The sequence below is a fragment of the Streptomyces sp. NPDC085931 genome, assembly GCF_044540565.1.
Taxonomy (GTDB): Bacteria; Actinomycetota; Actinomycetes; order Streptomycetales; family Streptomycetaceae; genus Streptomyces.
The window spans coordinates 574,858-600,939 of sequence record NZ_JBITSK010000003.1; the positions used below are offsets into that span (position 1 = coordinate 574,858).

Sequence of the window (26,082 nt, forward strand, 5' to 3'; positions counted from 1 at the left end):
CTACCGCGCCGCCGAGGCGTGCGGCACCACGGCCACCGGGCAGTCCGCGTGGTGCAGCATCCCGTGGGCCACCGAGCCGATCCGGGCGCCCACGGCCGTACGGTGGACGCGCCGGCCGACGACCATCAGCTGGGCCGTCCCGGCCACCGACAGCAGCACCTGGCCGGCGCTGCCCATCTCCACGTGCTCCTTCACCGGCACCCCGGGGAACCGTTCCCGCCAGGGCCGCACCGCGGCGGCCAGGGCCTTCTTCTCGTACGGCTCCAGGCCCCCGGCCTCGTCGAGCAGCTTCAGTGAGCCGGGGCTGTAGGCGAACACGGGCGGCAGGGTCCAGGCCCGGACGACCCGCACGGTCGCGCCGCGCGCGGCCGCCGTCTCGAACGCGAAGCGGAGCGCGTCGGCGCTGTCCTCCGGATCGCCCTGCTGGCCCACCACGACCTCCCGCCCCGCGGCCTCGCCGGAGGGCTGGTCGCCGGCCCGGACGAGCACCACGGGCCGGGTGGCCTCCGCGATGACCTGCTGGCCGACCGAGCCGAGCAGGAAGCCGACGATCGGCCCGTGCCCGCGCGAGCCCAGCACGAGCAGCTCGGCGTCGGCCGCGGCGTCGATCAGGGTGTCCACGGCCGGGGCCCGCACCACGTCGGTGGTCACCTCCAGGCCGGGATGGCGTTCGGTGACGGTCGCGACGGCCTCGGCCACGGCGCTGCGCACCCACTCGGCCTGGCTGTCCGCGCCCCCTTCGATCCCGGCTTCGAGCGCCTCCTGCGGTTCGAACCGCCAGGCGTGCACCACGTGCAGCGGACGGTCGCGCCGCACCGCCTCACGGGCCGCCCAGCCGAGGGCCGCGAGGCTCTCCTGCGTTCCGTCGACCCCTGCGGTGATCGGGCGTGTCATCCGGCTGCCTCCTTGTGCAGATCACTGGCGATGGTGATCAGTCTTCCCCACCCTGCGCGCGAGGCGGCCGCCGTGTGGTGATGATCTCCGTGTCCGGGCGTTCCGCCGCGATCGAACATACGATGGGCGGAGGTCGGCGCGGCGCCCCGGGACGCCGTGCCGTGAATTCGACCGCCCGGTGTGGGGGACGTATGGCACAGGCCGCCGATACGGCGCGGACCGTCATCATGACCGTGGACGACGATCCGGGGGTGTCCCGGGCCGTGGCCCGGGACCTGAGGCGGCGGTACGGCGCGTCCTACCGGATCGTGCGGGCCGAGTCCGGCGCGTCGGCGCTGGAGGCGCTGCGGGAGCTGAAGCTGCGCGGCGATCTCGTGGCGGTGATCCTCGCGGACTACCGGATGCCGCAGATGAACGGCATCGAGTTCCTCGAACAGGCCCTGGACGTCTACCCGGGCGCCCGGCGCGTGCTGCTGACGGCGTACGCGGACACGAACGCGGCGATCGACGCGATCAACGTCGTCGACCTCGACCACTACCTGCTCAAGCCGTGGGACCCGCCGGAGGAGAAGCTCTACCCGGTCCTGGACGACCTGCTGCAGGCGTGGCGGTCCAGCGACTTCCGGCCCGTGCCGGCCACGAAGGTGGTGGGGCACCGCTGGTCGGCGCGCTCCTCGGACGTGCGCGAGTTCCTGGCCCGCAACCAGGTGCCCTACCGCTGGTACTCCTCCGACGAGCCGGAGGGGCGGCGGCTGCTGGCCGCGGCCGGCGCGGACGGGCTGCGGCTGCCGGTCGTGATCACGCCGGACGGCACGCCGCTGGTCGAACCGGAGGCCGTCGACCTCGCCGCCCGGGTGGGCCTGGCCACCACCCCCACCGCGGAGTTCTACGACCTGGTCGTGATCGGCGGCGGCCCGGCCGGGCTCGGCGCGGCCGTCTACGGTGCCTCCGAGGGGTTGCGGACCGTGCTGGTGGAGCGGTCGGCGACCGGCGGGCAGGCCGGGCAGAGCTCCCGCATCGAGAACTACCTGGGCTTCCCCGACGGCGTGTCCGGGGCGCAGCTCACCGACCGCGCCCGGCGGCAAGCCGCCAAGTTCGGCGCGGAGATCCTCACCGCGCGCGAGGTGACGGCCCTGGAGGTCAACGGCGCCGCCCGCGTCGTGCGGTTCTCGGACGGCTCGGCGGTCGCCGCGCACAGCGTGATCCTGGCGACCGGGGTGAGCTACCGGCAGCTCCGGGCGCCGGGCTGCGAGGACCTGACCGGGTGCGGGGTCTACTACGGGTCCGCCCTGACGGAGGCGCCCGCCTGCCAGGGGCAGGACGTGTACATCGTCGGCGGCGCCAACTCCGCCGGGCAGGCGGCGATGTACCTGGCCCGGGGCGCCAAGTCGGTGACGCTGCTGGTGCGCGGCGAGTCGCTGACGGCGTCGATGTCGCACTACCTGATCCAGCAGATCGAGGAGTCCCCCAACATCCGGGTGCGCACCCGCACGGTCGTCGAGGAGGCGCACGGCGACGGCCACCTGGAGCGGCTGACCCTGCGGGACGTGGACACCGGTGAGACCGAACTGGTCGACGCCCAGTGGGTGTTCGTGTTCATCGGCGCGGCCCCGCTGACCGACTGGCTGGACGGCACGGTGCTGCGCGACGAGCGGGGGTTCATCCTCGCCGGGCCCGATCTGACCGCCGACGGCCGTCCCCCCGAGGGGTGGGAGCTGGACCGGCCGCCGTACCACCTGGAGACCAACGTGCCCGGCGTGTTCGTGGCGGGCGACGCCCGCTCGGAGTCCGCCAAGCGGGTCGCGTCCGCCGTCGGAGAGGGAGCCATGGCCGTCATGCTCGTCCACCGTTACCTGGAGCAGTCGTGAGCGGGCAGTGCCTGCCGTGCAACCCCGCGGAGATCGGGTCGCTGTTCCTGTTCGAGAAGCTCACGCCCGAACAGCTGGGGCGGCTGTGCGCGGAGGGGCGCGTGGAGCGGTTCGAGCCCGGGCCCGTCTACACCGAGGGCGATCCCGCCACCTGCTTCTACGTGATGCTGGAGGGCACGGTGGTGCTCTACCGCCGGGTCGGCGCGGACGACGTGGAGGTGAGCCGCACCTCCCAGCGCGGGGTGTACGCGGGGTCCATGCAGGCGTACCTGGGCGACCGGGTGCGGCAGGTCTACAACAACTCCATGCGCGTGACCGAGCCGACGCGCTTCTTCGTGCTGCCGGCGGACACGTTCGCGCAGATCATGCAGGAGTGGTTCCCGATGGCGGTGCATCTGCTGGAGGGGCTGTTCTTCGGTTCGAAGAACATGCAGCGGGCCGTCGGGCAGCGCGAGCGGCTGCTGGCGCTCGGCTCGCTGTCGGCGGGGCTCACGCACGAGCTGAACAACCCGGCCGCGGCGGCCGTGCGGGCGACCGCGACCCTGCGCGAGCGGGTCGGCAAGATGCGCCACAAGCTGGCGGTCATCGCGCAGGGCGCGTACACGCCGGAGGTGATGGCGAACCTCATCGACATCCAGGAGCGCACCGCCGAGCGCGTCGCCAAGGCACCCGTGCTCAGCCCCCTGGAGGCCTCCGACCGGGAGGACGCGCTCGCCGACTGGCTCGACGACCACGGCATCCAGGACGGCTGGCGGATCGCGCCCACGTTCGTCCAGGCCGGTCTGGACGTGGACTGGCTGGACCAGGTCGCGGCCGCCGTCGACGAGGAGATGCTGCCGAGCGCGATCGGCTGGCTCAGCTACACCGTCGAGACCGAGCTGCTGATGGACGAGATCAGCGACTCCACCACGCGCATCTCGCACCTGGTCGACGCGGCGAAGCAGTACTCCCAGCTCGACCGGGCCCCGTTCCAGAACGCCGACGTGCACGAACTGCTCGACTCCACGCTGCTGATGCTGTCGGGCAAGATCGGCCCGCAGATCAAGGTCGTCAAGGACTACGACCGTACGCTGCCGAGGATCCCGGCGTACCCGGCGGAGCTCAACCAGGTGTGGACGAACCTGATCGACAACGCGGTCTCGGCGATGCGCAGCGCGGGCGGCGAAGGGACGCTGACCGTGCGCACGGCCCGGGAGCACGACCGGCTGCTGGTGGAGTTCCGGGACACCGGGGTCGGTATCCCGGCGCAGGACCGGGGGCGGATCTTCGACCCCTTCTTCACGACGAAGCCGGTGGGCGAGGGGACCGGGCTCGGGCTCGACATCTCCTGGCGGATCGTGGTGAACAAGCACCACGGGAACATCCAGGTGGAGTCGGAGCCGGGAGACACCCGGTTCCAGGTGCTGCTGCCGCTGACGGCGGCCGAGGAGGAGACGGCATGAGTGGCGTGGACGGAATCGACCCGAGCGTGCCGCCGAGCGGCAGCGGGTGCGCGGAGTGCGACGCGGACGGCGGCTGGTGGTTCCACCTGCGCCGGTGCGCGCAGTGCGGGCACGTGGGGTGCTGCGACAGCTCGCCGGCCCAGCACGCCACGGCGCACTTCCGCGCGACCGGGCACCCGTTCGTGCAGAGCTACGAGCCGGGCGAGAGCTGGTTCTGGAACTTCGAGACGAACGAGCTGTACGAGGACGGGCCGGAGCTGGCCGCGCCGGTGAGCCATCCGCAGGAGCAGCCCGCGCCGGGGCCCGCCGGCCGGGTGCCGGCGGACTGGACCAAGGCCCTGCACGGCTAGAGCCCGGCTGCGGCGTGATGTGACGACAGACCCCAGAGAGGTTGGTTCCGTGCCCCAGGCTCCATCGGCCACGCCCGTCGTCGGCAGGGACGCGGAGCTGGCCCGGCTCTCCGGTGTGCTGGAGCGTGCCCGTGCCGGTGAGGCGCGTGCCGTGCTGCTCGCCGGGGACGCCGGCGTCGGCAAGACGCGGCTGCTCGACGAGGCCGGGCAGCGGGCCGCCGCGGCCGGTATGACCGTGGTCGTCGGGCACTGCGTCGACCTCGGCGACGTCGGCCTGCCCTATCTGCCGTTCACGGAGATCCTGGGGGTGCTCGCCGCCGACGAGCGGTTCTCGGCCGCCGTGGCCGGCCATCCGGTCGCCGAGCGGCTGCTGGGGTCGGGGACCGACGCGGTGCGGGACGTGGACGGGCGGCTGCGGCTGTTCGAGGGGATCGCCGGGCTGCTGGCCGAGGTGGCGGACGTGGCGCCGTTGCTGCTCGTGCTGGAGGACCTGCACTGGGCCGACCAGTCCTCGCGGGACCTGCTGCGGTTCCTGCTCGGCCGGGGCGTGCTGCGGCGGCGCCTGGCGGTGTTCGCCTCGTACCGGGCGGACGACCTGCACCGCCGGCATCCCCTGCGGCCGCTGCTGGCGGAGCTGATCCGGCTGCCCGCCGTCGAGCGGCTGGAGCTGCGGCCGCTCGCCGACCCCGACGTGACCCGGCTCGTGCGGGCCCTGGAGCGCCGGCCGCTGCCGGAGGCCACCGTACGGCGGATCGTGGAACGGGCCGAGGGCAACGCCTTCTACGCGGAGGAACTGCTCGCGGCGACGGACACCGGGTCCGGCGGGGTCCCGAGCGGGCTCGCCGATGTGCTGCTGATCCGTTTCGAGCAGCTCTCCGACACCGCCCAGCAGGTGCTGCGCACCGCGGCCGTCGCCGGGCGCCGGGTCGAGCACGACCTGCTGCGCGAGGCGGCCGGGCTGCCGGAGGACGCGCTGGAGTCGGCGCTGCGCGAGGCGGTGGGGCGGCAGTTGCTCGTCGCGGCCGACGACGACACGTACTCCTTCCGGCACGCGCTGGCCCGCGAGGCCGTCTACGCGGATCTGCTGCCCGGGGAACGGGCCCGGCTGCACGGCGCGTTCGCGCGGCTGCTCGCCGGGCGGGGGCACCGGGCCGAGACTGCCGCCGAGCGGGCCCACCACTACCGGGAGAGCCACGACCTGGCCGAGGCGCTGGCCGCCTCCCTGGAGGCGGCCGACCACGCCCAGCGGGTCGGCGCGCCGGCCGAGGAGCACCGGCATCTCGAAGCGGCCCTCGACCTGTGGCCGGCGGTGCCTGCCGAGGAGCGGCCCTCCGGGGCGGGCACCGACCGGGTGACGCTGACCCTGCGTGCCTCGGCGGCGGCCGCGCACGCCGGGGAAGTGCACCGCGCGGTCTCCCTGACGCGGTCGGCGCTGACCCGGCTGGGCCAGGACGCCGACTCCGAACTCGCCGCCCGGGTCCGCTACACCCTCGCCGGTAACCTGCTGAGCGTGGACCGGCTGACCGCCGCGTTCGCCTACAGCAGCGAGGCGCTGGCGATGATCCCCGAGGAGCCCCCGTCGCGCACCTGGGTGTGGGCGGCGGCGACGCACGCGATGACCGCGCGCCAGGTCGGGGAGAACGAGACGGCGCTGCGGGTGGCCCGGCGGGCGCTGCGCGTGGCGGAACAGCTGGGGGTGACCGACGCCCAGGCGGATCTGCTGATCTCTCTGGCCGTCTTCGACACGGGCGGGCGGCGCGGCCCCGAGGGGCGTGAGCGGCTGCTGCGGGCCCGGGAGCTGGCCCGTGGTTCCGGCAACGCGGCCGTGGAGCTGCGGGCGCTGTTCAACCTCGCGATGGGCTGCTACGAGTCGGGCGCGCTGGCGGAGTGCGTGCCCTGGCTGACGGAGGGTCTGGACCGGGCCCGGCGGGCCGGGCTGCTGTCGTCGCCGTACCCGCTGGAGATGCGGTACCTGCGGCTTCTGGTGCTGCAGGTGCTGGGCCGCTGGGACGAGTGCGTGGCGGCGGCGGAGGCGGACGCGGAGGTGCTGCCGACGGCCGGCGGGTACACCGTCGGTCCCGCGCTGTACGTGGCGCTGGCGCGGGGCGACCGGACGGCCGCGGAGCGGGCGCGCGCCCTGCTGGAGGGGCCCTTCGACTGGATGGCCACGCTGGTCGCGGGCATCGTCCTCACCGACGAGGCGGCGCTGCGCCGCGATCCGCAGGAGGCGGTGCGCTGGATGCGCTCCACGGTCGCCGCCCTCACCGACGAGGCGGGCACCCGCCCGGACGTGACGGTCCGGCTCGCCGCCCTGGCGCTGTCGGCCGTCGCCGACGCGGCCGTCGAGCTGCGGCTGGGCGGTGACGCGTCCGGGGCCCGCCGCTGGGCGGACACGGCGGCCGAACTGGTGGAGCTGGCCCGGGAGGTCGCCGGTCACGGCGAGGACGGCCAGCCCCAGGGCCCGGAGGGCACGGCCTGGCTGGCCCGTGCCGAGGCCGAGGGGGTCCGGGCCGCTTCGGGTCCGGACGCCGCGGCCTGGGCCCGGGCGGTGGCGGCGTTCGGCTACGGCGACGTCTACGAGCGGACGCGGTGCCGGCTGCGGTACGCCGAGGCCCTGGTGGCGGCCGGGCGGCGCGAGGAGGCGGCGGACGAGGCGCGGCTGGTGCGGGAGACCGCCGACCGGCTCGGGGCGGTGCCGCTGCGCGAGCGGGTGGACGCCCTGGTCCGCCGCGCCCGGCTGACGGACGCCCGGCCCGCCGGGGACCGGGCCGGCGTGCTCACCGCGCGCGAGCAGGACGTGCTGCGACTGCTCGCGCTGGGCCGCAGCAACCGGCAGATCGGCGAGGAGCTGTTCATCAGCGGCAAGACGGCGAGCGTCCACGTCTCCAACATCCTCGCCAAGCTGGGCGCCTCCAGCCGCGGCGAGGCGGTGGCGATCGCCTACCGCGAGGGTCTGATCACCCCGGAGCCGTCGGCGTCCTGAGAACCGCCTGCCCCGCCCGCCCGGGTTCACCGGTCACCGCCTGCCGGCCCGTGCGCGGGCCGGGCCGTTCGGGAACTCGGGTGCGGGCGCGGGCGTTTCCGCAAGGGGCGGTGGGACGAGGGCAGGGGCGGCGTGATGAGCGAATTGGTCCCCGGGGGGAACCTGGCGTTGCCGGACGGCGCGGTCACCGTCCGGGTGCCCGGCCCGTTCGACGTGTCCGCGCTGGTCACGGACGACGGCGGAAAGGTCCGGGACGACGGCGACTTCGTCTTCTACAACCAGCCCGCGGCCCCCGGGGCCCGGCTGCGGGACGACACGCTCGTCGTGGACCCCGCGCGGCTGCGGCCGGGCGCCACCCGCGTCACGGTCGCCGTCAGCCCCGCCGAGCCCGGGACCGCCCTCGGTGCCCTGCCCTCCCCCACCCTCCACGTCACCGACGCGCGCGGCCGCACGCTCGCCCGCTTCACCCCGCCGCGCCCGGGACAGGAGACGGTCCTGCTGCTCGCCGAGCTCTACCGGCGCGCCGACCGCTGGAAGCTGCGCGCCCTGGGGCAGGGCTATGCCGACGGACTGGCGGGACTGGCCCGCGACTTCGGGGTGGAGGTGGTGGACGAGGCACCGGCCCCGGACGGCCCACCGCCCCCGGACGGCACGCCGGCCCCTTCGGCACGCCCCGGGCCCGCGTCCGGCGCGCCTCCGGCCGCCCGCTCCCCGTCCGCCCCCTCCCCCGCCGCGTCCGATCCCGACGGCCTCCTCCCCCTGGTCAACTCCGCCCGTGCCGAGGCCGGTGCGCCGCCCGTCTCCCTCGACGCCCGTCTGGTCTCGGCGGCCCGGGACCACGCCGCCGCCATGGCCGCGGCCGGGCGTCTCGGGGTCGAGACCCGGGACGGCGTCTCCGTCTACCAGCGCGTGACCGGCGCCGGGTACGCGTATCTCACGATCGGCGAGCACCTGGTGTCCGGCCCGCGCACGGCCGCCGAGTTCGTCGGGTACTGCCTGCGCGCGGACGCGTCCCGTCGCGGTGTGCGGGAGCCCGCCTTCCGTCACGCCGGGGTGGCCCGGGTGCACGACAGCGGCTCCGGCGACACCTACTGGACCGCCTTGTGGGCGGCACCCCTCACCCCGGCCGGACTGGAGCACGCCGCGGCGACCGTCATCGGCCTCACCAACGACGCCCGCGCCCGGGCCGGGCTGCCGCCGCTGGCCGTCGACCCGCGGCTGACCGCCGCCGCGCAGGCGCACAGCGCGGACATGGTGGCCCGCGCCTTCTACGCGCACACCGCGCCCGACGGGAGCCGCCCCTGGGACCGCGCCGCCGCGGCGGGCTCCACCCGGCGCTCGATCGGCGAGAACATCGCCTGCGGCCAGCGCTCCCCCGCCGACGTCGTGGAGGGCTGGCTGAACAGCCCCGGCCACCGGGCCAACATCCTGCGCCCGGACTTCACGCACATCGGGATCGGTTTCGCCGGCGGCGGCCGGGCGGGCACGTACTGGACGCAGATGTTCGGCGGCTGAGCAAGCAGCATCGCGCTCCTCACCCGGCCCGCCCGCGCGATCTTGGCGGAGGGAAGCGCTCCGGGCGAGGATGCCCGCATGAAGGGTGACCTCTTTTCCAGCGAACACATGGCGCAGCCGCCCGTCGCGGCGGGCATGACCATCGAGAACACCAAGTGCGTCCGGTACACGGTGAACGGCGAGATGCTCGCCCGGCAGGGCGCGATGATCGCCTACCGCGGCAACCTCCAGTTCGAACGCAAGGGCCAGGGCGTGGGCGGCATGCTCAAGCGCGCGGTCACCGGTGAGGGACTGCCGTTGATGGCGGTGCGCGGACAGGGCGAGGCCTGGTTCGCGCACGAGGCGCAGAACTGTTTCATCGTCGACGTCGAACCCGGCGACGAGTTCACGGTCAACGGCCGCAACGTCCTGTGTTTCGACGCCACGCTGTCCTACCGCATCGCCACGGTGAAGGGCGCCGGCATCACCGGCGGCGGCCTGTTCAACAGCGTCTTCACCGGCCACGGCAAACTGGGCCTGATCTGCGAGGGCAACCCCCTCGTCATCCCGGTCTCGCAGCAGTACCCGGTGTACGTGGACACCGACGCGATCGTGGGCTGGACCGCGGGCCTGCAGACCTCGCTGCACCGCTCCCAGTCCATCGGCTCCATGCTGCGCGGCGGCTCCGGGGAGGCCGTGCAACTGCTGCTCCAGGGCGAGGGGTACGTCGTCGTCCGGCCGAGCGAGGCGACCCCGCAGAAGCCCGGCCAGCACTGAGCCACCGTCAGGTGATCTGCGCCTCACAGGCAACCCCGTCCGTCCCGTCGCCGTCTTGATCGGCAACAGGTGACGCCCTGCCCCCCGACGGGGGGTCAGGGCGGGCCTCCATCCTTCTATGCACACCATGTATACACATCGCGTATACATGGTGTGCATACGGACGAAAGGCATCGATGTACGGCAAGGCATTCGCCCCCGAGTACCAGGGCGCGCTCACCACCCTGTCCGTCAACTCCTCACTGACCGACGTCCTGGCCGCCGGCACCGAGCAGTTGAGAGCGGCCGAGCGCGCGGGCGAGCCCGCGGAGGCGGCGCGCTCCGGACTGGCGGTGGCCGAGGCGCACCGCCGGCTGGGCCGGGTCCAGGAGGCGGACCGGGCCTGGAAGGCGAGTTACCGCGCCGCCCGGCAGGCCGGGGACGTGGCGGCGATGGCCTGGGCGCTGTGGAGCGGCGGCACCCTGGCCCGGCAGCGCGGCGCGTTCCCGCTGGCCCGCCGCCTGCTGGGGCTCGCGGCCGACCTGGGCGAGCGCGGCGGGGACGTCGTCGTGCGCGGCTACTCGCTCGCGGGCCTCGCCGAGACCGGCCGCATCCAGGGCGACTACGAGGCCGTCGGACGGCTGCACGAGCAACTGCTGGCCGAGGCCCGGCGGCGCGGGGAGGCGCGGCACACTGTGTGGGCGCTGGAAGGCATCGCCCAGATGCACCGCAACACCGGCGACTACGACACGGCCTACGAGCTGTTCGAGGAGGCCGCCGGGATCGCCGCGGGCGCGGACGACCGGCGGGGTCACGCCTGGGCACTGCGCGGACTGGCCGACGTCGTCTCGGTACGCGACGGGGACACCGAGCGGGCCCTGGACCTGCTGACCGAGGCGGAGGAGACCTGCCGCGCGATGCGGCTGTCCAGCGCGCTGGCCTACAACCACAAGATGCGGGGCCACGTCCTGTACCGGGCCGGGCGTTACGCGGAAGCACGGGAGCTCTACGAGCAGGCGCTCGCGGAGTTCCGCGCGATGAGCGAGCCGCGCGGTGAGGCGCTGTCCCGTCTCGGCCTGGCCAAGACCCTGGCCCGGCTGGGCCGCGATCGCGCCCGGACGGCGGCTGAACTCGCCGACCTCGCCGGCACCCTGGAGCGGATCGGCCTGCGGCACGCCCACGCCATGGTGGCCCGGGCCTACGAGGAACTGGGCATACCGGCCGACCCGAGGGCGACGGAGGCGGCACTGTGACGGCCCTGCCGACGGCGTCGGCCGCGGTGCGGCAGGGCGACGCCCCCGCGGACCTCGACGGACGAACGGCCACGCAGCCGGTCGAGCCGAGCCTCCCGGCCGAGCCGAGCCTCCCGGCCGAGCCGAGCCTCTCGGCCGAACCGGGCCTGCCGGGCGAGCCGGGCCTGCCGGGCCTGCCGGGCGCCGTGACCACCGGCCCCGAGGCCCCGGCCGACCGGTCCGGCGCGTCCGCGACCGCTCCGGATGCCGGGGCGGGCGGCGACGTCTCCCGGACCCTCGACCGCTGCCGTGCCCTGGTCCGGCCCGCCCTCGTCGAGGCCGTGGCAGGGCTGCACCCCTGGGTCGCCGAGATGGCCGGCTACGCGTTCGGCTGGTGCGAGGTCGGTGGCGCGCCCGCCGCCGCCCCGGGCGGCAAGGGCGTGCGGCAGGCGCTGGCGGTGCTCGGGGCGGAGGCGGCCGGAGCGCCGGGGCGGGCCGGTGTGCCCGCGGCGGTGGCGGTGGAGCTGGTGCACACCTTCTCCCTGCTGCACGACGACATCATGGACGGCGACACCCACCGCCGCCGCCGTCCGGCCGTGTGGCAGGCCTACGGTACGGGCCCCGCGGTCCTCGCCGGAGACGCCCTGTTCGCGCTGGCCGTCCAGACGCTGGCGACGCGGCCGGGCGGCTCCGCAGCCGTCCGCGTCCTGACCGTGGCGCTGGGCGACCTGGTGCGCGGCCAGGCCGACGACCTGCTGTTCGCCGACCGCCCCTGGACGGGGCCTGAGCGGGTGCGGCCGCGGGAGTACCGGGCGATGGCGGAGCACAAGACGGGCGCGCTGCTGGGCGGTGCCGCCGCGCTGGGTGCCGTGCTGGGCGGTGCCGCGCCCGGGACGGCCGCGGCACTCGACCGCGCGGGGCGCCACCTGGGGGTCGCCTTCCAGATCGTCGACGACGTCCTGGGCATCTGGGGCGACCCACGGGTCACCGGCAAGCCGGTCCACGGCGATCTGCGGGAACGGAAGAAGACGTATCCGGTGCTGGTCGCGCTCGGCGCGCCGGGCGGTGACCGGCTGGCGGCGCTCCTCCGGTCCGGCGACGACCCGGAGCAGGCCGCGGCCCTCATCGAGCGGGCGGGCGGTCGCACGGCGGCCCTGGCGGAGGCCCGCCGGCAGGTCACCGCCGTGGAGACGGCCCTCGCGGACCTGCCCCTGGCGCCGGGCGCCGCGGGTGAACTGCGCTCGCTGCTCGGCTTCCTGGTGCGGCGCGAGGTGTGAGCGCCGGGCCCGGCGCGACCTGTGCGTCTACAGTCCGCCGGGACCCGCGCGCATCGGCCCGCCGCGACCCGTGTGCATACGGTCCGGCGGGGACCCGCGCGCATCGGCCCGCCGCGAGCTGTGCGCATACGGTCCGCCGGGACCTGTGCGCATCGGTCCGGCGTGCCGTGCGGGTCGGAGTCCGCCGTCCGGACCCGGCGTTGACCCGGGGCCCCTCGCCGGGTGAGGGTGCCGGTCGGCGCGTTCCACGACCCCGCGCCGGAAGGAGGGCCGCCGTGATCGGCGTCTCGGAGATCGAAGCCACGGCCGAACGGATCGCCGGGCACGTGGTGCGCACCCCGACCGTGCCGAGCCCGGGGCTGTCGGCACTGCTCGGCGTCCCGGTCACCACCAAGCTGGAACTGCTGCAGCGGACCGGCTCGTTCAAGGCGCGCGGGGCGACCGCCAAGCTGCTGTCGCTGAGCGAGGCCGAACGGGCCGCCGGGGTGGTGGCCGTCAGCGGCGGCAACCACGGCATCGCGCTCGCGGTCATGGCCGCCGCGCTCGATGTGAAGGCCACGGTGGTGATGCCGCGCTCGGCGCCCGCCCGGGCCGTGGAGATCGCCGGGGACGCCGGCGCGTCGGTGCGACTGACCGACGACATGGACGGCGCGTTCACGCTCACGACCCGGCTGCAGCAGGAAGGGCTGACCCTGGTCCACCCCTTCGACGACCCGGTCGTCGTCGCCGGGCAGGGCACGGTCGGCCTGGAGTTCGCCGCCGACGCCGGAGACCTCACCGACGTGCTCGTCAGCGTCGGGGGCGGCGGGCTGATCGCCGGTGTCGCCGCCGCGTTGCGCTCGCTCCGGCCGGGGGTGCGGGTGTGGGGCGTGGAGACCGAGGGCGCCCAGGCCATGTCCGAGGCGCTGGCGGCGGGCGGCCCGGTGCCGGTCGCCCTGTCGTCGATCGTCTCCACGCTCAGCGCGCCGTCGGTCTCGCAGCTGACCTACGACCATGTGTCGGCGCTGGTCACCGAGGTGCTCGTGGTGCCGGACCGGGAGGCCGTGCGGGGTTCGCTGGACCTGGCCGACCACGCCAAGGTGTGGACCGAGCCGGCCGCCGGGTGTCTGCTGCCCGCCGCCCGGCGGGTACGGGAGCGGGTCGGGGACGGGGTCCGGCTCGGCCTGGTGGTCTGCGGGGGCAACGCCACCACGGGCGACATGATCGGCTGGGCCCGGCGCTTCGGTCTGTGCTGAGGGCCGGGGCGCTCCCGGGGAATCACTCGTTCGAATTCATCGCAGGGGCGCGGAGTTCGACGGCCGGGCACCTCGGCATTTACCGCCGGTCACCCCGAGCCGGGGTGGGCGGATACGGATCTGCCGAGGTGAGCGCGCTACGGAAAGACCGGAAGACCGTTTTCCGCGCCCACCCGCTCCCCTTTTTTGAATGAAAGACAGGAATGAGCGCGCAGTTGCGATCCTTCTGAACGGAGGCGGCCCCGCTCCCCGTACCTCTGGAAAAGGTGAGAGCCGTATTTCCAGCGAGGGATGGCCATGGGCAGGGCGCACGTCTCCACACACCAGTTGGTCGCCGGCCGGTACCGGCTGCTCGAGATCGTCCAGCGTGAGACCAACCGCATCTGCTGGTATGCCGAGGACCTCGGCACCGGCGAGATCTCCCGGCCCTGCCTGGTCACCCGGACCGGGCTGCCTCAGGACCCGGCCGGGACCGAGCGCCGCACCGCGGCGCGCGTGCTGCGCACGTCCGAGACCATGGCTTCGCTCCGCCCCGGCAACCTCGCCACGGTCGTCGACGCCGTGGAGGAGGCGGGCGCGCTGTGGACGGTCCACGAGTGGATCGACGGCACCCCGCTCGGCGAACTCCTCTCGGAGCAGGGCACGTTCAACTACGTGCGGGCCGCGCGGATCGGCCTGGAGGTGCTCGACGTGCTGGACGCGGCGCACGCCGAGGGCATCACCCACGGCGAGCTCAGCCCCGGCCAGGTGTTCGTCCGGCCGGACCAGTCGGTCGTCGTCACCGGCTTCGGACTGGCCGGCGCGACCCTGGCGCCCCGTCTGACGGCTCCCGCGTACGCCTCTCCGGAACAGGCCCGGGACGAGCGGATCGGGCCCGCGGCCGACCTGTGGGCGCTGGGCGCGATCCTCTACACGATGGTCGAGGGCCGCCCGCCCTTCCGCGACCGGGGCCGTCCGGAGCACACCCTGAAGGGCGTGGACCGGCTGCCGCTGCGCACGCCGATGCGCGCCGGTCCGCTCGCGCAGGTGGTGCAGGGGCTGCTCCGCAAGGACTCGCGGGAACGGCTGACCCGCCCGGTGGTGCGGGAGGCGCTGACCCGGGCGCTGAGCGAAGATCCCGGCACGGTGGCACCGGGCTCCGTTCCCTTCCCGCGGCTGCGCGGCGGGTACGGCTCCGTTCCCTTTCCGCGCCCGCGCGGCGGGTATGGGGCCGGCCGCCCGGCGGGTCCGGCCTGGAGCGGACGGACCGTGATCGCGGGCACCGCCCTGGCCGTCGTCACCGTCGCGGTCGCCGTGCTCGCCGCGACCCGGGGGCTGCCCGGTGGCGACTCGGGCGAGGACGCGGCCGACGCGCCGGTCCGCCCGCCGGCCTCCGCCGCCTCACCGGGCGAGGGCGCCGGCCGGGACAGCGCCCGGCCGGCCGAACCGCCCGGCCCGACCGGCTCCCCCTCCCCTGCCCCGACGAGGGACCCGACCCCGGCAGACCCCTCTCCGGCGCCGACCCGGTCGGACCCGGCGGCCCTGCCGCCCGGCTTCCAGCGCCATCAGGCCCCGGAGGGCTTCTCCCTGGCCCTCCCGAAGGGCTGGGAGCGGCTGGGCACCGACCGCCAGGGCGATCTGGCCTACCGGGCCGTCTTCGGCGCCGACGGCGACGACCGCACCCTGGCCGTCACCTACAGCGCCCGTGTGGGCCCGGACCCGGTGGCCGTGTGGCGCGACGACGTCGAACCGGACCTGCGGCGCTCCGGCGACTACGAGCGCATCGGCGCGATCCGGGCCACCACGTACCAGGGGCGCGAGGCCGCCGACCTGGAGTGGACGGCGGACAGCGGGGGGATCCGGGTGCACACCTTCGGGCGGGGTGTCCTGCTGGGCGGGGGCCGCGGCTTCTCGCTGCGCTGGACGGCCCCCGACGCCGACTGGACGGACGCCGCGAACCAGCGGGCGCTGCGCACCGTCCTGGCCACCTTCCGTCCCGGCTCAGACTGAGCCGCGCGGCGCCCGCCGGGAGGTCAGCCGGCCGCGCTCCAGCGGCTGGGTGCGCCAGCGCGCGGTGACGGTCCCCTCCGCGAGGGAGCAGGTCAGCGCGAGGCGGTGCGGGGTCTCCAGGAACACCACGTCGACGGCGAACGTTCCGGGGCCGGTCCAGCCGCCGCTCACCGCGGTCGGCAGGGGCTCCTCGGCGACCGTCCAGCCCGCCGCCCCCACGCGCAGCCGCAGGTGCTCCCCGTCCGGGTCCCCGTCCTCGCTGAGGGTCAGGGTCCAGCCGTCCGCGTCCCGGGCGAGTCCGGCCGCCCGGACGGGCCCGTCGCCGGAGGCCGTGAACCGGGCGGCGGCCCAGTCCCCCGCCCGGTCCGGCGGCGTCGGGGCGCCGGGGGCGGGCGGCAGCGCGAGCCGCCCCGTGCGCTCCCGCAGGCTCGCGTCGGCGGCCTCCCGGCCGGGCAGCGGCTCGGGCCCGAAGGCGGGCAGCAGATGCTCCCAGACCAGGTTCAGCAGGTCCTGCATCCGCTCGGTCGCCGCGGTCGTGGCGATCACCGCGTCGTGCTCGGGCAGCACCAGGCAGAACTGGCCGTAGGCGCCGTCGCCCCGGTAGCCGTGCCGGGACGTCCAGAACTGGTAGCCGTAGCCGCGGTCCCAGTCCTGCCGGTCCGCGTCGCCCATGGCGCCGGCGGTCGGTATGCGCGGCCGGGCGGCCCGGGCGGCCCAGCCCTCGGGCAGCAGCCGCTCGCCCTCCCACAGGCCGTCGTTCAGGTACAGCTGGCCGAGCCGGGCGACGGCGTCGGTGGTGGCGTGCAGACCGCTGAAACCGATCTCGCGCCCGGTGCGGTCGCGCCGCCAGTACACCTCGCCGATGCCCAGCGGATCCAGCAGCCGGGGCCGCAAGTAGGCGGAGAGGGACTGCCCGGTCACGCGCTGCACGATCGCGCCGAGGGTGTAGGTGGTGGGCTGGTTGTAGGCGAAGACCGTCCCCGGGTCGCGGTCCGGGGGCAGCAGCAGGAACCCGCGGACAGGTTCGCCCGGATCCCGTCCGAAGGCCTCCTCGACGGTCTCCCGCTCGTGGCCGCTCGACATCGACGCCACGTGCCGTACCCGCATGGCCCGGCTGCGCGGATCGGTGATGTCGGCCTCGAACTCCGGGAAGTACGAGATCACCGGCGCGTCGAAGTCCAGCAGCCCCTCCGCCTCGGCCAGGGCGGCGGCGGTCCCGGTGAAGCTCTTGCTCAGCGAGTACAGCAGCTGGGGCCGGCCGGCCGTGTACGGCGCCCACCAGCCGGAGGCGACGAGGTGGCCGTGCCGCATGATCATCAGGCTGTGCGGCTCGATCTCGGGGGCGGCTTCGAGGGCGTCGAGGAAGGCGTGGACGCCGGCGGCGTCGACGCCCTGGGCTGCGGGGCCGGAGGACGGCAGGGCGGAAGCACTCATGCGGGCATCCTGCCTCTGCCGCGGGGGCTTGATCGACCCGTTTCCGCGCCCGTTGTCAGGGGACCCGTCGGTTATGGTGCAAATCGGATACACGATGATGACCGAGCAGGCCGGCCCCCGTGAGCTCGTCGACCATGTCGTGCGGGCCGAGGAGGCGGGCTTCGACTTCTCGGTGACCTCTGACCACTACTTCCCGTGGTTGCGCTCCCAGGGTCACTCGCCCTACGCGTGGGCGGTCCTCGGCGCGGCCGCCCAGGCCACGTCACGTATCCCGCTGATGACGTACGTGACGTGCCCGACGTTCCGCTACCACCCGGCGGTGGTGGCGCAGAAAGCGGCGACGGTGCAGTTGCTGTCCGAGGGGCGGTTCCGGCTGGGGCTCGGCTCCGGCGAGAACCTCAACGAGCACGTGGTGGGCGGCGGCTGGCCGTCCGTGGACGTGCGGCACGAGATGTTCGAGGAGGCCGTGGAGATCATCCGCGCGCTCTTCGAGGGCGGCCACGTCAACCATCGCGGCACCCACTTCGACGTGGAGTCGGCCCGGCTGTGGGACCTGCCGGACGAGGCGCCGCCCATCGGCATCGCGGTCTCCGGGGAGCGGTCCTGCGCGCTCGCGGGCCGGCTGGGCGACCTGGTGATCGCCACGGAACCCAAGGCGGGCCTGCTGGAGGCGTTCGACCGGCACGGCGGCGAGGGCAAGCCCCGGGTGGGCCAGCTGCCCGTCTGCTACGACCCCGACCGGGAGACGGCCGTCAAGCGGGCGCACTCCCAGTTCCGCTGGTTCGGCAGCGGCTGGAAGGTCAACGCGGAGCTGCCGCACCCGGATTCCTTCGAGGCGGCGACCCAGTTCGTCACGCCGGACGACGTGGCCGAGGCCATCCCGTGCGGTGACGACCCGGAGGCGTTCGTCGAGGCCGTCCGCCCGTACGCCGAGGCCGGGTTCACCGAGGTCGCCCTCGTGCAGATCGGCGGGGACTCGCAGCCGGCGTATCTCGACTGGTCGGAGAAGACGCTGCTGCCCGCGCTGCGGGAGGCGTTCGGCTGAGCTGCCCGGCCAGCGCCCGCACGGCCCGTTCCGCCACCTGAGCCCTCCGCTGCGGAGGGCTCTTCTTCAGGTGTGCGCCGAGCCGTTGTGCCTCCTCGGTGGACGGCAGGAACCCGACGAGGAGGAGGGGCAGCAGCAGCCGCCTGACGAGCACTTCGCTGTCGGAGGTGACGTGCGGCCGGCGCACCACCGAGACGTTGACCCGGATCGCGTGTTCGTTGCCCGGCGGGACACCGGGCCGGTCCGTCTCGATCGCGGCGTAGCGGAACCCGTGGGCGAGGTCACAGGCCGGGCAGCCCGCCGGGCCCCGGGCGAGCCGGTCGCCGCAGTCCGGGCACACCAGCCGGTCGAGCGCGGCGTCCACCACGCGCCAGTCGTGCCGGTCGGGTTCGGCCACGACCATCCCGGCCAGGGCCCGTTCCTCGTCGCCGGTGGCGATGTCCCACTGCCGCAGGAGGACGCCCCACGGCTCCTCGACGATGCCGTCCACCAGCCCGCGGCACCGCCCGCAGGCGGGCGCCCCGCCGTACTCGTGCACTCCGCACTCCGCACAACGCCGCAGCACCGCACCGACTCCGGGACGACTCATGCGCCCATCGTGCCCGGAGCCGGCCGGCCCGGGAAAACGGAATTCGGACCGGGCGGCAGGCGGCAGGACAGCGCTCCGGAGCGTCTCCCATCTGCGAAGGGTGCGGCGCTGTCGCGGCGAAGGTGCGGCCGGTGGGGGCCGGTAGGCTGCCGTCGGTTTCCCGTACCCGTCCGATCCGATCCGCCCCGTCCCGTCCCGTCCCAGGAGCGTCCTCCGTGACCGTTGCCCTCACCCCGTCCGAGACCTCCCCCGCGTCCCCGGCGCCCCTGTCCGAGCCGGTCGCGCGGGACGCGCGGGAGTTCGGGGCGTACGCCCGGACCGGGGGGTGGGCGTTCGGGCTGAAGGTCGCGCGCAGTGTGCGGCCGGGCGGGCAGGGCGCGGACGAGACGCCGAAGGTCTCGGCGAAGGAGTTCGCCGAACTCGCCGGGTGCTCCCCGGAGCGGGTCATGCGCTACTACAAGGCGTGGGACCGGGCGGCCGACGACGGGCTGGTCCCCCACTTCGAGGCCCTGACGCCGGGTCAGGAGGTGGACCTGCCGGACGCGGACGTGTGGCTCGGCTACTACGTCTCCCGCAGCAGCGCCGGTTCCGAGCGCGGCACCGCCATCGCCGAGGCCGCCGCGGCGGAGGGCATCCGGCCCACGAAGGCCCTGGAGGTCGCGGAGAACCCCACCGCCCTGCGCGCCGCGATCCTCGCCGACCCGTCCACCGCCCGCGCCGCCCGGCAGGCCCTGCTGGACCGCGTCCGCGAGGACCCGGAGCTGCAGTCCGAGCTGGCCCGCGACGTGGTGCGCACCGATGAGCTGAAGAAGGCCGTCGCCGGCGAGAGCAGGGCGGCCGACCGCATCGGGTACGTCCGCCAGATCGCCGAGTCGGGACAGATCAAGACGCCCGCGGGGCAGACCGTCGACGCCCCCGCCGACCTCCGCCAGGAGGCCGAGCGGCACCTGTCGCTGCTCGACGAGCTCGACGAGGGCGAGGACGCCGGCGAGTGGGCCACCGAGGCCTACGACACCATGAAGTCGCTGGTCGTCGAGGCGGTGGAGGCCGATCCGGGACTGCGGGTGCGGGAGCGGCGGACGAAGTTCTACAGCAGCCTGCAGCGGGCCACGAAGGTGTTCGAGGAGCTGACCTTCGACGACGCCGGGGAGTTCTACGAGGACGACATGGTCGAGCGGCTGGAGGAGCTGCAGCGGGCCGTCGCGGTCTGCATCGAGTCCCTGCGCGGTGCCCGCGGGAATCACCCGGACAGCTGAGCATTTCGTGAAAATCGGGGGTACTAGAGGTCTCCAAGTCGGTTCTTCCCGGAGGCCCCCTCGTGAACTCGTTCGTCCACAAGACTCTGGTGGTGCAGCTGCAGGCGGGTGACGCGGACCGTTTCTCCGTACTCGCCCACCTGAGCTACGACGCCGCCGACCCCTTCGCCGTCACGGTCGTCTTCAGCCACGACGGCCGCGTGCTCGCCCGGTGGCAGCTGGACCGGGAGATGCTCGGTGACGCGCTGCGGCGTCCGGTGGGCGTGGGCGACGTGCGGATGCGTCCCGAGTCGCGGGGGGTGTGGCAGGAGCTGCGCATGGAGTTCTTCGGCGACGCGCGGGCCGACGGCGGCCGGCACCACGCGGTGGTGTTCGCCTGGGCCCCGGCGTTCGCGGCGTTCCTCAGGGAGACCCACGAGCTGGTCCCGCCGGGCCGCGAGGAGGTCTGCGTCGACGACTTCCTGGCGACCCTCATCGCGGGGAGCTGAGACCGGGGGGCGACAGCGGGGACCGGGACTTCGCGAGGGCGGCCGGCGCCCGGTCCGCCGTGGTCACTGCGAGGTGTGCCTGTACCTGGTCCACAGCGGCAGGACGAACCAGCACAGCAGGTACCAGCCGACCACTCCGGCGACCAGGTAGGGCACGAAGCCGTCGTGGGTCGCCACGCGCAGGATCAGCAGCAGGGACGCCGTCGTCGTGGCGAGCAGCAGCACCAGGCCGAGCAGGGTCAGCCGGGAGGCCAGCCGCACCGCCTGCGGCTTGACGCGCCGACCCGAGACCAGGCGGTGCAGCGACACCGGGCCGATGAGGGCCCCGGTCGCGCACGCGCCGAGCACCACCGTGACGAGGTAGATCATCCGATCCGTGTCGGTCAGCTCGTCGTACTTCTCGGTGAACACCACGGTGAGCAGGAATCCGAAGAGGATCTGCACGCCCATCTGGGCGACACGGACCTCCTGGATGAGCTCCTGCCACATCCGGTCGGCTCTCTCCTCCTCCGTCTCGTTGCGCCCCCGGCGCATCGCCCCGCCCTGTGCCGCGTCCGCCACAACGTCCTCCCGGTGTGAGGGCCTGCCCTCTCCTTCCCCGGGTGCCCCGGAAACGGCCGTCCTCCCGGGTGGGGCGGTTTGAGCGATCAGGGGACGGTTACACGGACGGCTCCAGGCACGCACAGCGCGAGGAGGTCGTGGACTCATGTCCGGTACGCAGCTCACCGTGACGCTCAGCGGCGGAGGCGCCGATGACGCACGAGCGGTCGTGCGGGCGCTGGAAGGCACGTTCGGCGCGCCGGACGCGTTTCCCGCCGACGAGAACGCGACGGTGCACACGGCGACCTTCGACGGCGAGGCGCCGTCGGGTCGCAGCACGGAGAACGGCGGGGACGGCGGCGGAAGCCTGTCGGCGCCGGTGACGGTCACCGTGCAGGGCTCCCCGGAGGCGGTGCGGCGGGCGAGCGACACGCTCACCCGGGCCTTCACGGCACGCGACGACGGTGCCTCCTCCGGCGACCAGGAGCAGGAGAGGCAGCTGCTCCTGGAGCCGTGAGGGTGCCGCGGTCCGCTACCAGCGGGATTCCACCTGGTCCTTGATCCGCCGGTCGTACAGGTCGCGGATGGCGGCCAGCGTGGCGGCGGGCAGCTCCGGGAGCCGGGCGGCGTCCGCGTTGGCCCGGGCCTGCTCGGGCGAGCGGGCGCCGGGGATCACGGTCGTGACGCCGGGCTGGTCGATGATCCAGCGCAGGGCGAGCTGGGCCGGGGTGCAGCCCTCGGGGGCGAGCGCCGCGAACTCGGCGGCGGCCTCGACCCCGGTGACGTAGTCGACGCCGGAGAAGGTCTCGCCCACGTCGAAGGACTCGCCGTGCCGGTTGTAGGTGCGGTGGTCGTTCTCCGGGAACACCGTGTCGCGCGTGTACTTGCCCGACAGCAGGCCGGAGGCGAGCGGGACGCGGGCGATGATGCCGACGCCGGCCTCCCGGGCGGCCGGGAGGACCTCGCGCAGGGGCTTCATGCGGAACGGGTTCAGGATGATCTGCACGCTGGCCACGTTCGGCCGGGCGATCGCCGTCAGGGCCTCCGCGCAGGTCTCGACGCTGACCCCGTACGCGGCGATGCGCTCCTCGGCCACCAGGGTGTCGAGGGCGTCGAACACCTCGTCCGTAGAGTAGACGGGTGTCGGGGGGCAGTGCAGCTGCACCAGGTCGATCCGGTCGACGCCGAGGTTGCGCCGGGAGCGGTCGTTCCAGGCGCGGAAGTTGTCGAGCACGTAGTTCTCGGGGATCTGGTCGACCCGGCGCCCCATCTTGGTGGCGACCAGGACGTGCAGGTCCGGCCTGCCGCTGAGGAAGGCGGCGATGGTCTGCTCGCTGCGGCCGTCGCCGTACACGTCGGCGGTGTCGAAGAAGGTCACCCCGGACTCGGCGGCCGCTTCCAGCACCGCGAGGGCTTCCTTGTCGTCGACGTCTCCCCAGTCGGCACCCAGCTGCCACGTTCCGAGACCGACGACGGAAGCGTGCTGACCCGACCTGTCGAATGTGCGCTCGTCCATGGCGTCAGTCTGTCACCCGCGAGGGCAGGGCGCGGACCGGGGCGCCGGCCCGGGCGGGACACGGCCGTGCGGCCGGACCTGCCGGCCGTCCCGGGCACGCCGGGCGTGGAGGCGTTCTCGCGGGTGATCGAGCGGTCGCCGTCGCGCGCCGGTGGTCATTCCACCGAGGGCCGGGTGCGCGCCTGGACGGTCCCGGCCACCTTCGGGCCCAGCCAGCGCTTGAGGCGGCGCAGCGGCTCCAGCTGCCCGGCGGCCCGGTCCAGCCGGTAGTACAGCTGGGGCGGCACATGGGGCAGCAGGGGCGAGTGGCGCTGGCCGAGCAGGGCGAACATGCGCTCCGGGGGCAGGTGGATGTAGCGCGGGAGGTTCTCGTACCACTGGGCGCTGTAGCGGGCCGCGCTCTGCACGGGCAGCAGGGCCGCCGTGCGTTCGCGCTCGTAGCGGGCGAGGGCCTGCGGGAGGGCCGCGTGCTCGCGCAGCGCGGTGGCCAGGGCGATGGCGTCCTCCAGGGCGAGGGTGGTGCCGGCGCCGATCGAGTAGTGCGTGGTGTGGGCGGCGTCGCCGAGCAGGACCAGATTGCCGTGGTGCCAGGTGCGGTTCGTGAGCGTGCGGAAGGTCTGCCAGGGGGTCCCGCCGGGGCGTCCGAGCAGGGGGTGGCCCTCCAGGACACCGGCGAAGAGCCGCTCCAGCAGGGCGCGTCCGTCGGCCTCGCCCGCACGGTCGAGGCCGAGTCCGCTCCAGGTCTCGGGAGCGCACTCGACGACGCAGGTGCCGCGATCGGGGCCGTAGGCGTAGCCGTAGCACCAGATCCAGCCGTGGGCGGTCTCCACGAAGGCGAAGGTGAAGGCGTCGAAGGCCTTGGTGGTGCCGAGCCACAGGTACCGGTTGCGGCCGGCCGTGAGCCGGGTGCCGAAGTGCGCGGCGTGGCGGGTGCGCAGCTCGCTGCCGACGCCGTCGGCCGCCACGACCAGGTCGGCGTCCGCCGGCGGCGCGGCGGCGGTGATCTCGTGCGCGTACTCCAGGCGCACCCCGAGGTCGCGGGCGCGGGCGGCGAGGATCTCCAGCAGGCGGTGGCGGCCGACGCCGTGTCCCTCGTCGCCGCTGTGCCGGGTCGTGCGGTCGCCGACGTGGGCGACGCCGTCGCGCCAGCGCACGGAGTGGGCGCCGAGCACGCGGGCCGACTCGGGGTCCTGTTCATGGAGCCGGTCGAGCAGTTCGCGCCAGTACGTCACGCCCCAGCCGTAGGTCGAGCCCTCCGGGTCGCGTTCGTAGACGGTGATGTCGTGGGACGGGTCCTGCCGCTTGAGCAGGATCGAGAGATACAGACCGGCGGGCCCGCCGCCGACGCAGGCGACCTTCACGCACACCCCTGAGGACTACTGAGAGCTGTTGATTGCGGACGCAGAGTAGCAGTACGAAAGCATCATCGGCCGGAGGGTGAGATCGCGTCAGTTTCCCGGCGTGATCCGCACCACGCGCACCAGGAGCCCCGGGCAGAAACATCCGCCGCGGCATCCCTCGCGGGTGGAATTTCCCCGTCCGCACACACCCGGCACTCCGGCGGCGACAAGATCATCTTCGTTCAACCTTGCACGACATAAGGGGAATTGCCCGGATCGCAGCCAACCGGCTCGCGTGGATTTCTCCCGGAACCCGAGGGGCCGATAGGCATGCGGTGCCCTCATCCGAACGAACCCAGGAGATCCGTATGCCGGAACTCAGCCGTCGCCGCGCGCTCACCGCCGCGGCCGTCCTCGCCTCAGCGGCCGGCGCCCTGCCCGCCCTCGCACCGGCGGCGGCCGCCGCCGACCACCACGGCGCCCTCCGGGCCTTCGACGAGGTCTACAAGGGGCGCCGGATACAGGGCGGACCGGCCACCGGGTCCGGTCACCACCATCACGGCGCCGGCTACGCGGTGTTCGTCGACGGGGTGGAGCTGCACGTGATGCGCAACGCCGACGGCAGCTGGATCAGCGTCGTCAGCCACTACGACCCGGTGCCCACCCCGCGCGCCGCGGCCCGCGCCGCGGTGGACGAGCTGCGGGGCGCGCCCCTGCTGCCCTTCCCGGCCAACTGACCTCTCCCGCACGGCACCTGGAGCACCCGCACATGGCAGTCCGCAAGAACCAGTCCGCCCTGACCGCCGACGAGAAGCGGCGATTCGTCGCCGCGCTGCTCGCGCTCAAGCGCAGCGGCCGCTACGACGAGTTCGTCAGGACGCACAACGCGTTCATCGTCTCCGACACCGACGACGGCGAGCGCACCGGTCACCGCTCGCCGTCCTTCCTGCCCTGGCACCGAAGATTCCTCCTGGAGTTCGAGCGGGCACTGCAGTCGGTGGACGCCTCGGTGACGCTGCCGTACTGGGACTGGACCGTCGACCGTTCGCCGCGTGCCTCGCTGTGGGCGCCCGACTTCCTCGGCGGGACCGGGCGGGAGCGCGACGGCCGGGTCGCGGACGGGCCGTTCGCCGCGTCCGCCGGGAACTGGCCGATCACCGTGCGCGTCGACGGCCGCACCTTCCTGCGCCGCTCGCTGGGCACCGCCGTGCGCGAGTTGCCGACCCGGGCGGAGGTGGAGTCCGTGCTGGCCATGCCGGTCTACGACATGGCGCCCTGGAACAGCGCCTCGGACGGCTTCCGCAACCACCTCGAAGGGTGGCGGGGCGTCAACCTGCACAACCGCGTCCACGTCTGGGTCGGCGGGCAGATGGCCACCGGTGTCTCACCCAACGACCCGGTGTTCTGGCTGCATCACGCGTTCATAGACAAGCTGTGGGCGCAGTGGCAGCGGCGCCACCCCGGCTCCGGCTACCTGCCGGCCGCGGGCACGCCGAACGTGATCGATCTGCGCGAGACCATGCGGCCGTGGCACGACACCAGCCCGGCGGACCTGCTGGACCACACCCCGCACTACACGTTCGACGATTGATCAGACCGGCGCGCCCGTGCGGCACTCCGGGTGGCCCCAGCCGCTGTCGTTCTTCGCGATGGGCTCGCCGGCCGCGTAGGCGCGGCCGCACTGGCAGCGGCCGGGGAACTTCGCCTTGATCGTGCGCGAGGACCCCTTCGCGGCGGAACCCTTCGCGGCGGACGCCTTGCCCGTGCGGGCGGCGCCGCCGCGCGCACGGGCGCGCGGGGCCTTGGCCGGGACGTCCGGGGCGGGCGGCGGCTCGGGCGAGCCCAGGCCGCTGCCCGCGGGCTCCTGCACGGTGGCGGCCTGGCTGGCGGCCCGGTCGGCGAAGTCGTTGAGCCGGTCGCCGTCGACCTGGTGCGCGGGCACGTAGCGGAACTCGACCGAGCGGCCGTCGAGCAGTTCGTCGATGCGCACGACGAGCTCCTGGTTGGCGACCGGCTTGCCGGCGGCCGTCTTCCAGCCGTTGCGCTTCCACCCGGGCAGCCAGGTGGTGACGGCCTTCATGGCGTACTGGGAGTCCATCCGGACCTCCAGCGGCACGTCCGGGTCGGTCGCCGCCAGCAGCCGCTCCAGGGCCGTCAGCTCGGCGACGTTGTTGGTGGCCCGCCCCAGCGGGCCGGCCTCCCAGCGCACCGGGCTCTCCGAGGCGTCCGCCACGACCCAGGCCCAGCCGGCGGGTCCCGGGTTGCCCTTCGAAGCCCCGTCGCACGCGGCCACCACACGTTCACGCATGGGCCCGATCATGCCATGGCCACGCGGGCCGTCCAGCCGCCAGGGT

The 26,082-nt window shown here is 74.5% G+C and carries 23 protein-coding genes; 16 read left to right on the plus strand and 7 right to left on the minus strand.

The genetic code is table 11. The features are described from left to right. On the minus strand, positions 1-894 hold the full coding sequence (locus ACIGAN_RS08565) for a universal stress protein (RefSeq protein ID WP_399856147.1): 894 nt from the start codon (positions 892-894) through the stop codon (positions 1-3). Positions 895-1,085: 191 nt separating this feature from the next. On the opposite strand from ACIGAN_RS08565, the gene ACIGAN_RS08570 reads away from it, so the two are divergent. From ACIGAN_RS08570 to ACIGAN_RS08615, 10 genes are all read left to right on the plus strand, one after another. Beyond that, entirely contained in the window at positions 1,086-2,762 is a 1,677-nt protein-coding gene (locus tag ACIGAN_RS08570; RefSeq protein ID WP_365741762.1) for an FAD-dependent oxidoreductase, read from the plus strand. Beyond that, positions 2,759-4,204 carry an ATP-binding protein gene (locus ACIGAN_RS08575; protein ID WP_365094175.1) on the plus strand — a complete coding sequence of 482 codons (1,446 nt, stop codon included), beginning with the start codon at positions 2,759-2,761 and terminating at the stop codon, positions 4,202-4,204. Before ACIGAN_RS08570 ends, ACIGAN_RS08575 begins: the two co-directional genes overlap by 4 nt. After that, a complete protein-coding gene (locus ACIGAN_RS08580; protein ID WP_365094172.1) occupies positions 4,201-4,554 on the plus strand; it encodes a UBP-type zinc finger domain-containing protein in 354 nt (117 codons plus the stop codon). Before ACIGAN_RS08575 ends, ACIGAN_RS08580 begins: the two co-directional genes overlap by 4 nt. Positions 4,555-4,603: 49 nt before the next feature. Further along, positions 4,604-7,537 (plus strand): helix-turn-helix transcriptional regulator, encoded by a 2,934-nt coding sequence (locus tag ACIGAN_RS08585; RefSeq protein ID WP_399856151.1) that lies wholly within the window; start codon positions 4,604-4,606, stop codon positions 7,535-7,537. 135 nt (positions 7,538-7,672) lie between these two features. Continuing rightward, entirely contained in the window at positions 7,673-9,052 is a 1,380-nt protein-coding gene (locus ACIGAN_RS08590; protein ID WP_399856154.1) for a CAP domain-containing protein, read from the plus strand. A gap of 78 nt (positions 9,053-9,130) precedes the next feature. Continuing rightward, positions 9,131-9,808, plus strand: a complete 678-nt coding sequence (locus ACIGAN_RS08595) for an AIM24 family protein (RefSeq protein ID WP_365741772.1) — start codon at positions 9,131-9,133, stop codon at positions 9,806-9,808. 176 nt (positions 9,809-9,984) lie between these two features. Then, positions 9,985-11,040, plus strand: coding sequence for a tetratricopeptide repeat protein (locus ACIGAN_RS08600; protein ID WP_399856156.1), 1,056 nt, complete (start codon positions 9,985-9,987; stop codon positions 11,038-11,040). A gap of 173 nt (positions 11,041-11,213) precedes the next feature. After that, the gene (locus ACIGAN_RS08605) at positions 11,214-12,296 is read left to right on the plus strand and encodes a polyprenyl synthetase family protein (RefSeq protein ID WP_399856256.1); all 1,083 of its coding nucleotides are present in this window, start codon (positions 11,214-11,216) and stop codon (positions 12,294-12,296) included. A gap of 275 nt (positions 12,297-12,571) precedes the next feature. Continuing rightward, entirely contained in the window at positions 12,572-13,531 is a 960-nt protein-coding gene (locus ACIGAN_RS08610) for a threonine/serine dehydratase (protein WP_399856159.1), read from the plus strand. Between the two features lie 291 nt (positions 13,532-13,822). Then, positions 13,823-15,520, plus strand: a complete 1,698-nt coding sequence (locus ACIGAN_RS08615; protein ID WP_399856162.1) for a serine/threonine protein kinase — start codon at positions 13,823-13,825, stop codon at positions 15,518-15,520. Here the strand turns inward: ACIGAN_RS08615 and ACIGAN_RS08620 are convergent. After that, the gene (locus ACIGAN_RS08620; RefSeq protein ID WP_399856165.1) at positions 15,512-16,954 is read right to left on the minus strand and encodes a serine hydrolase domain-containing protein; all 1,443 of its coding nucleotides are present in this window, start codon (positions 16,952-16,954) and stop codon (positions 15,512-15,514) included. The two genes, ACIGAN_RS08615 and ACIGAN_RS08620, sit on opposite strands and share 9 nt — an antisense overlap. Before the next feature lie 73 nt (positions 16,955-17,027). Between ACIGAN_RS08620 and ACIGAN_RS08625 the strand changes: the two genes are divergently transcribed. Next, a complete protein-coding gene (locus ACIGAN_RS08625) occupies positions 17,028-17,999 on the plus strand; it encodes an LLM class F420-dependent oxidoreductase (RefSeq protein ID WP_365094145.1) in 972 nt (323 codons plus the stop codon). Here ACIGAN_RS08625 and ACIGAN_RS08630 read toward each other — a convergent pair. Continuing rightward, complete coding sequence (locus tag ACIGAN_RS08630; protein ID WP_399856167.1) at positions 17,896-18,588, minus strand: hypothetical protein; 693 nt, start codon at positions 18,586-18,588, stop codon at positions 17,896-17,898. The two genes, ACIGAN_RS08625 and ACIGAN_RS08630, sit on opposite strands and share 104 nt — an antisense overlap. Positions 18,589-18,803: 215 nt before the next feature. Between ACIGAN_RS08630 and ACIGAN_RS08635 the strand changes: the two genes are divergently transcribed. Both ACIGAN_RS08635 and ACIGAN_RS08640 read left to right on the plus strand, forming a co-directional pair. Then, on the plus strand, positions 18,804-19,844 hold the full coding sequence (locus ACIGAN_RS08635) for a hypothetical protein (protein ID WP_399856169.1): 1,041 nt from the start codon (positions 18,804-18,806) through the stop codon (positions 19,842-19,844). Between the two features lie 62 nt (positions 19,845-19,906). Further along, positions 19,907-20,332 (plus strand): SsgA family sporulation/cell division regulator, encoded by a 426-nt coding sequence (locus tag ACIGAN_RS08640; RefSeq protein ID WP_399856171.1) that lies wholly within the window; start codon positions 19,907-19,909, stop codon positions 20,330-20,332. Between the two features lie 63 nt (positions 20,333-20,395). Here the strand turns inward: ACIGAN_RS08640 and ACIGAN_RS08645 are convergent, their stop codons facing one another. Continuing rightward, positions 20,396-20,893, minus strand: a complete 498-nt coding sequence (locus ACIGAN_RS08645; protein WP_399856173.1) for a DUF6328 family protein — start codon at positions 20,891-20,893, stop codon at positions 20,396-20,398. Positions 20,894-21,038: 145 nt separating this feature from the next. Here ACIGAN_RS08645 and ACIGAN_RS08650 point away from each other — a divergent pair, with 145 nt between their 5' ends. Further along, complete coding sequence (locus ACIGAN_RS08650) at positions 21,039-21,389, plus strand: hypothetical protein (RefSeq protein ID WP_365094133.1); 351 nt, start codon at positions 21,039-21,041, stop codon at positions 21,387-21,389. Between the two features lie 15 nt (positions 21,390-21,404). Here ACIGAN_RS08650 and ACIGAN_RS08655 read toward each other — a convergent pair whose 3' ends face one another. Together ACIGAN_RS08655 and ACIGAN_RS08660 are read right to left on the minus strand one after the other, a co-directional pair. Next, a complete protein-coding gene (locus ACIGAN_RS08655; RefSeq protein WP_365094131.1) occupies positions 21,405-22,388 on the minus strand; it encodes an aldo/keto reductase in 984 nt (327 codons plus the stop codon). 155 nt (positions 22,389-22,543) lie between these two features. Beyond that, a complete protein-coding gene (locus ACIGAN_RS08660) occupies positions 22,544-23,749 on the minus strand; it encodes an FAD-dependent monooxygenase (protein WP_399856175.1) in 1,206 nt (401 codons plus the stop codon). Between the two features lie 347 nt (positions 23,750-24,096). On the opposite strand from ACIGAN_RS08660, the gene ACIGAN_RS08665 reads away from it, so the two are divergent. Then, the gene (locus ACIGAN_RS08665) at positions 24,097-24,465 is read left to right on the plus strand and encodes an apotyrosinase chaperone MelC1 (RefSeq protein WP_399856177.1); all 369 of its coding nucleotides are present in this window, start codon (positions 24,097-24,099) and stop codon (positions 24,463-24,465) included. A 32-nt stretch (positions 24,466-24,497) separates the two neighbouring features. Beyond that, the gene (locus ACIGAN_RS08670) at positions 24,498-25,319 is read left to right on the plus strand and encodes a tyrosinase MelC2 (RefSeq protein WP_399856179.1); all 822 of its coding nucleotides are present in this window, start codon (positions 24,498-24,500) and stop codon (positions 25,317-25,319) included. Here ACIGAN_RS08670 and ACIGAN_RS08675 read toward each other — a convergent pair whose 3' ends face one another. After that, on the minus strand, positions 25,320-26,048 hold the full coding sequence (locus ACIGAN_RS08675; protein ID WP_365094119.1) for a ribonuclease H family protein: 729 nt from the start codon (positions 26,046-26,048) through the stop codon (positions 25,320-25,322). It abuts the gene before it with no gap. Between the last annotated feature and the right edge of the window lie 34 nt (positions 26,049-26,082).

Coding starts and splice junctions, on each gene's coding strand:
- ACIGAN_RS08565 (WP_399856147.1), bottom strand. CDS start 894: ATGACACGCCCGATCACCGCAGGGGTCGACGGAACGCAGGAGAGCCTC.
- ACIGAN_RS08570 (WP_365741762.1), top strand. CDS start 1,086: ATGGCACAGGCCGCCGATACGGCGCGGACCGTCATCATGACCGTGGAC.
- ACIGAN_RS08580 (WP_365094172.1), top strand. CDS start 4,201: ATGAGTGGCGTGGACGGAATCGACCCGAGCGTGCCGCCGAGCGGCAGC.
- ACIGAN_RS08590 (WP_399856154.1), top strand. CDS start 7,673: ATGAGCGAATTGGTCCCCGGGGGGAACCTGGCGTTGCCGGACGGCGCG.
- ACIGAN_RS08595 (WP_365741772.1), top strand. CDS start 9,131: ATGAAGGGTGACCTCTTTTCCAGCGAACACATGGCGCAGCCGCCCGTC.
- ACIGAN_RS08600 (WP_399856156.1), top strand. CDS start 9,985: ATGTACGGCAAGGCATTCGCCCCCGAGTACCAGGGCGCGCTCACCACC.
- ACIGAN_RS08615 (WP_399856162.1), top strand. CDS start 13,823: ATGGCCATGGGCAGGGCGCACGTCTCCACACACCAGTTGGTCGCCGGC.
- ACIGAN_RS08620 (WP_399856165.1), bottom strand. CDS start 16,954: ATGAGTGCTTCCGCCCTGCCGTCCTCCGGCCCCGCAGCCCAGGGCGTC.
- ACIGAN_RS08625 (WP_365094145.1), top strand. CDS start 17,028: ATGGTGCAAATCGGATACACGATGATGACCGAGCAGGCCGGCCCCCGT.
- ACIGAN_RS08630 (WP_399856167.1), bottom strand. CDS start 18,588: ATGAGTCGTCCCGGAGTCGGTGCGGTGCTGCGGCGTTGTGCGGAGTGC.
- ACIGAN_RS08650 (WP_365094133.1), top strand. CDS start 21,039: ATGTCCGGTACGCAGCTCACCGTGACGCTCAGCGGCGGAGGCGCCGAT.
- ACIGAN_RS08655 (WP_365094131.1), bottom strand. CDS start 22,388: ATGGACGAGCGCACATTCGACAGGTCGGGTCAGCACGCTTCCGTCGTC.
- ACIGAN_RS08665 (WP_399856177.1), top strand. CDS start 24,097: ATGCCGGAACTCAGCCGTCGCCGCGCGCTCACCGCCGCGGCCGTCCTC.
- ACIGAN_RS08670 (WP_399856179.1), top strand. CDS start 24,498: ATGGCAGTCCGCAAGAACCAGTCCGCCCTGACCGCCGACGAGAAGCGG.
- ACIGAN_RS08675 (WP_365094119.1), bottom strand. CDS start 26,048: ATGATCGGGCCCATGCGTGAACGTGTGGTGGCCGCGTGCGACGGGGCT.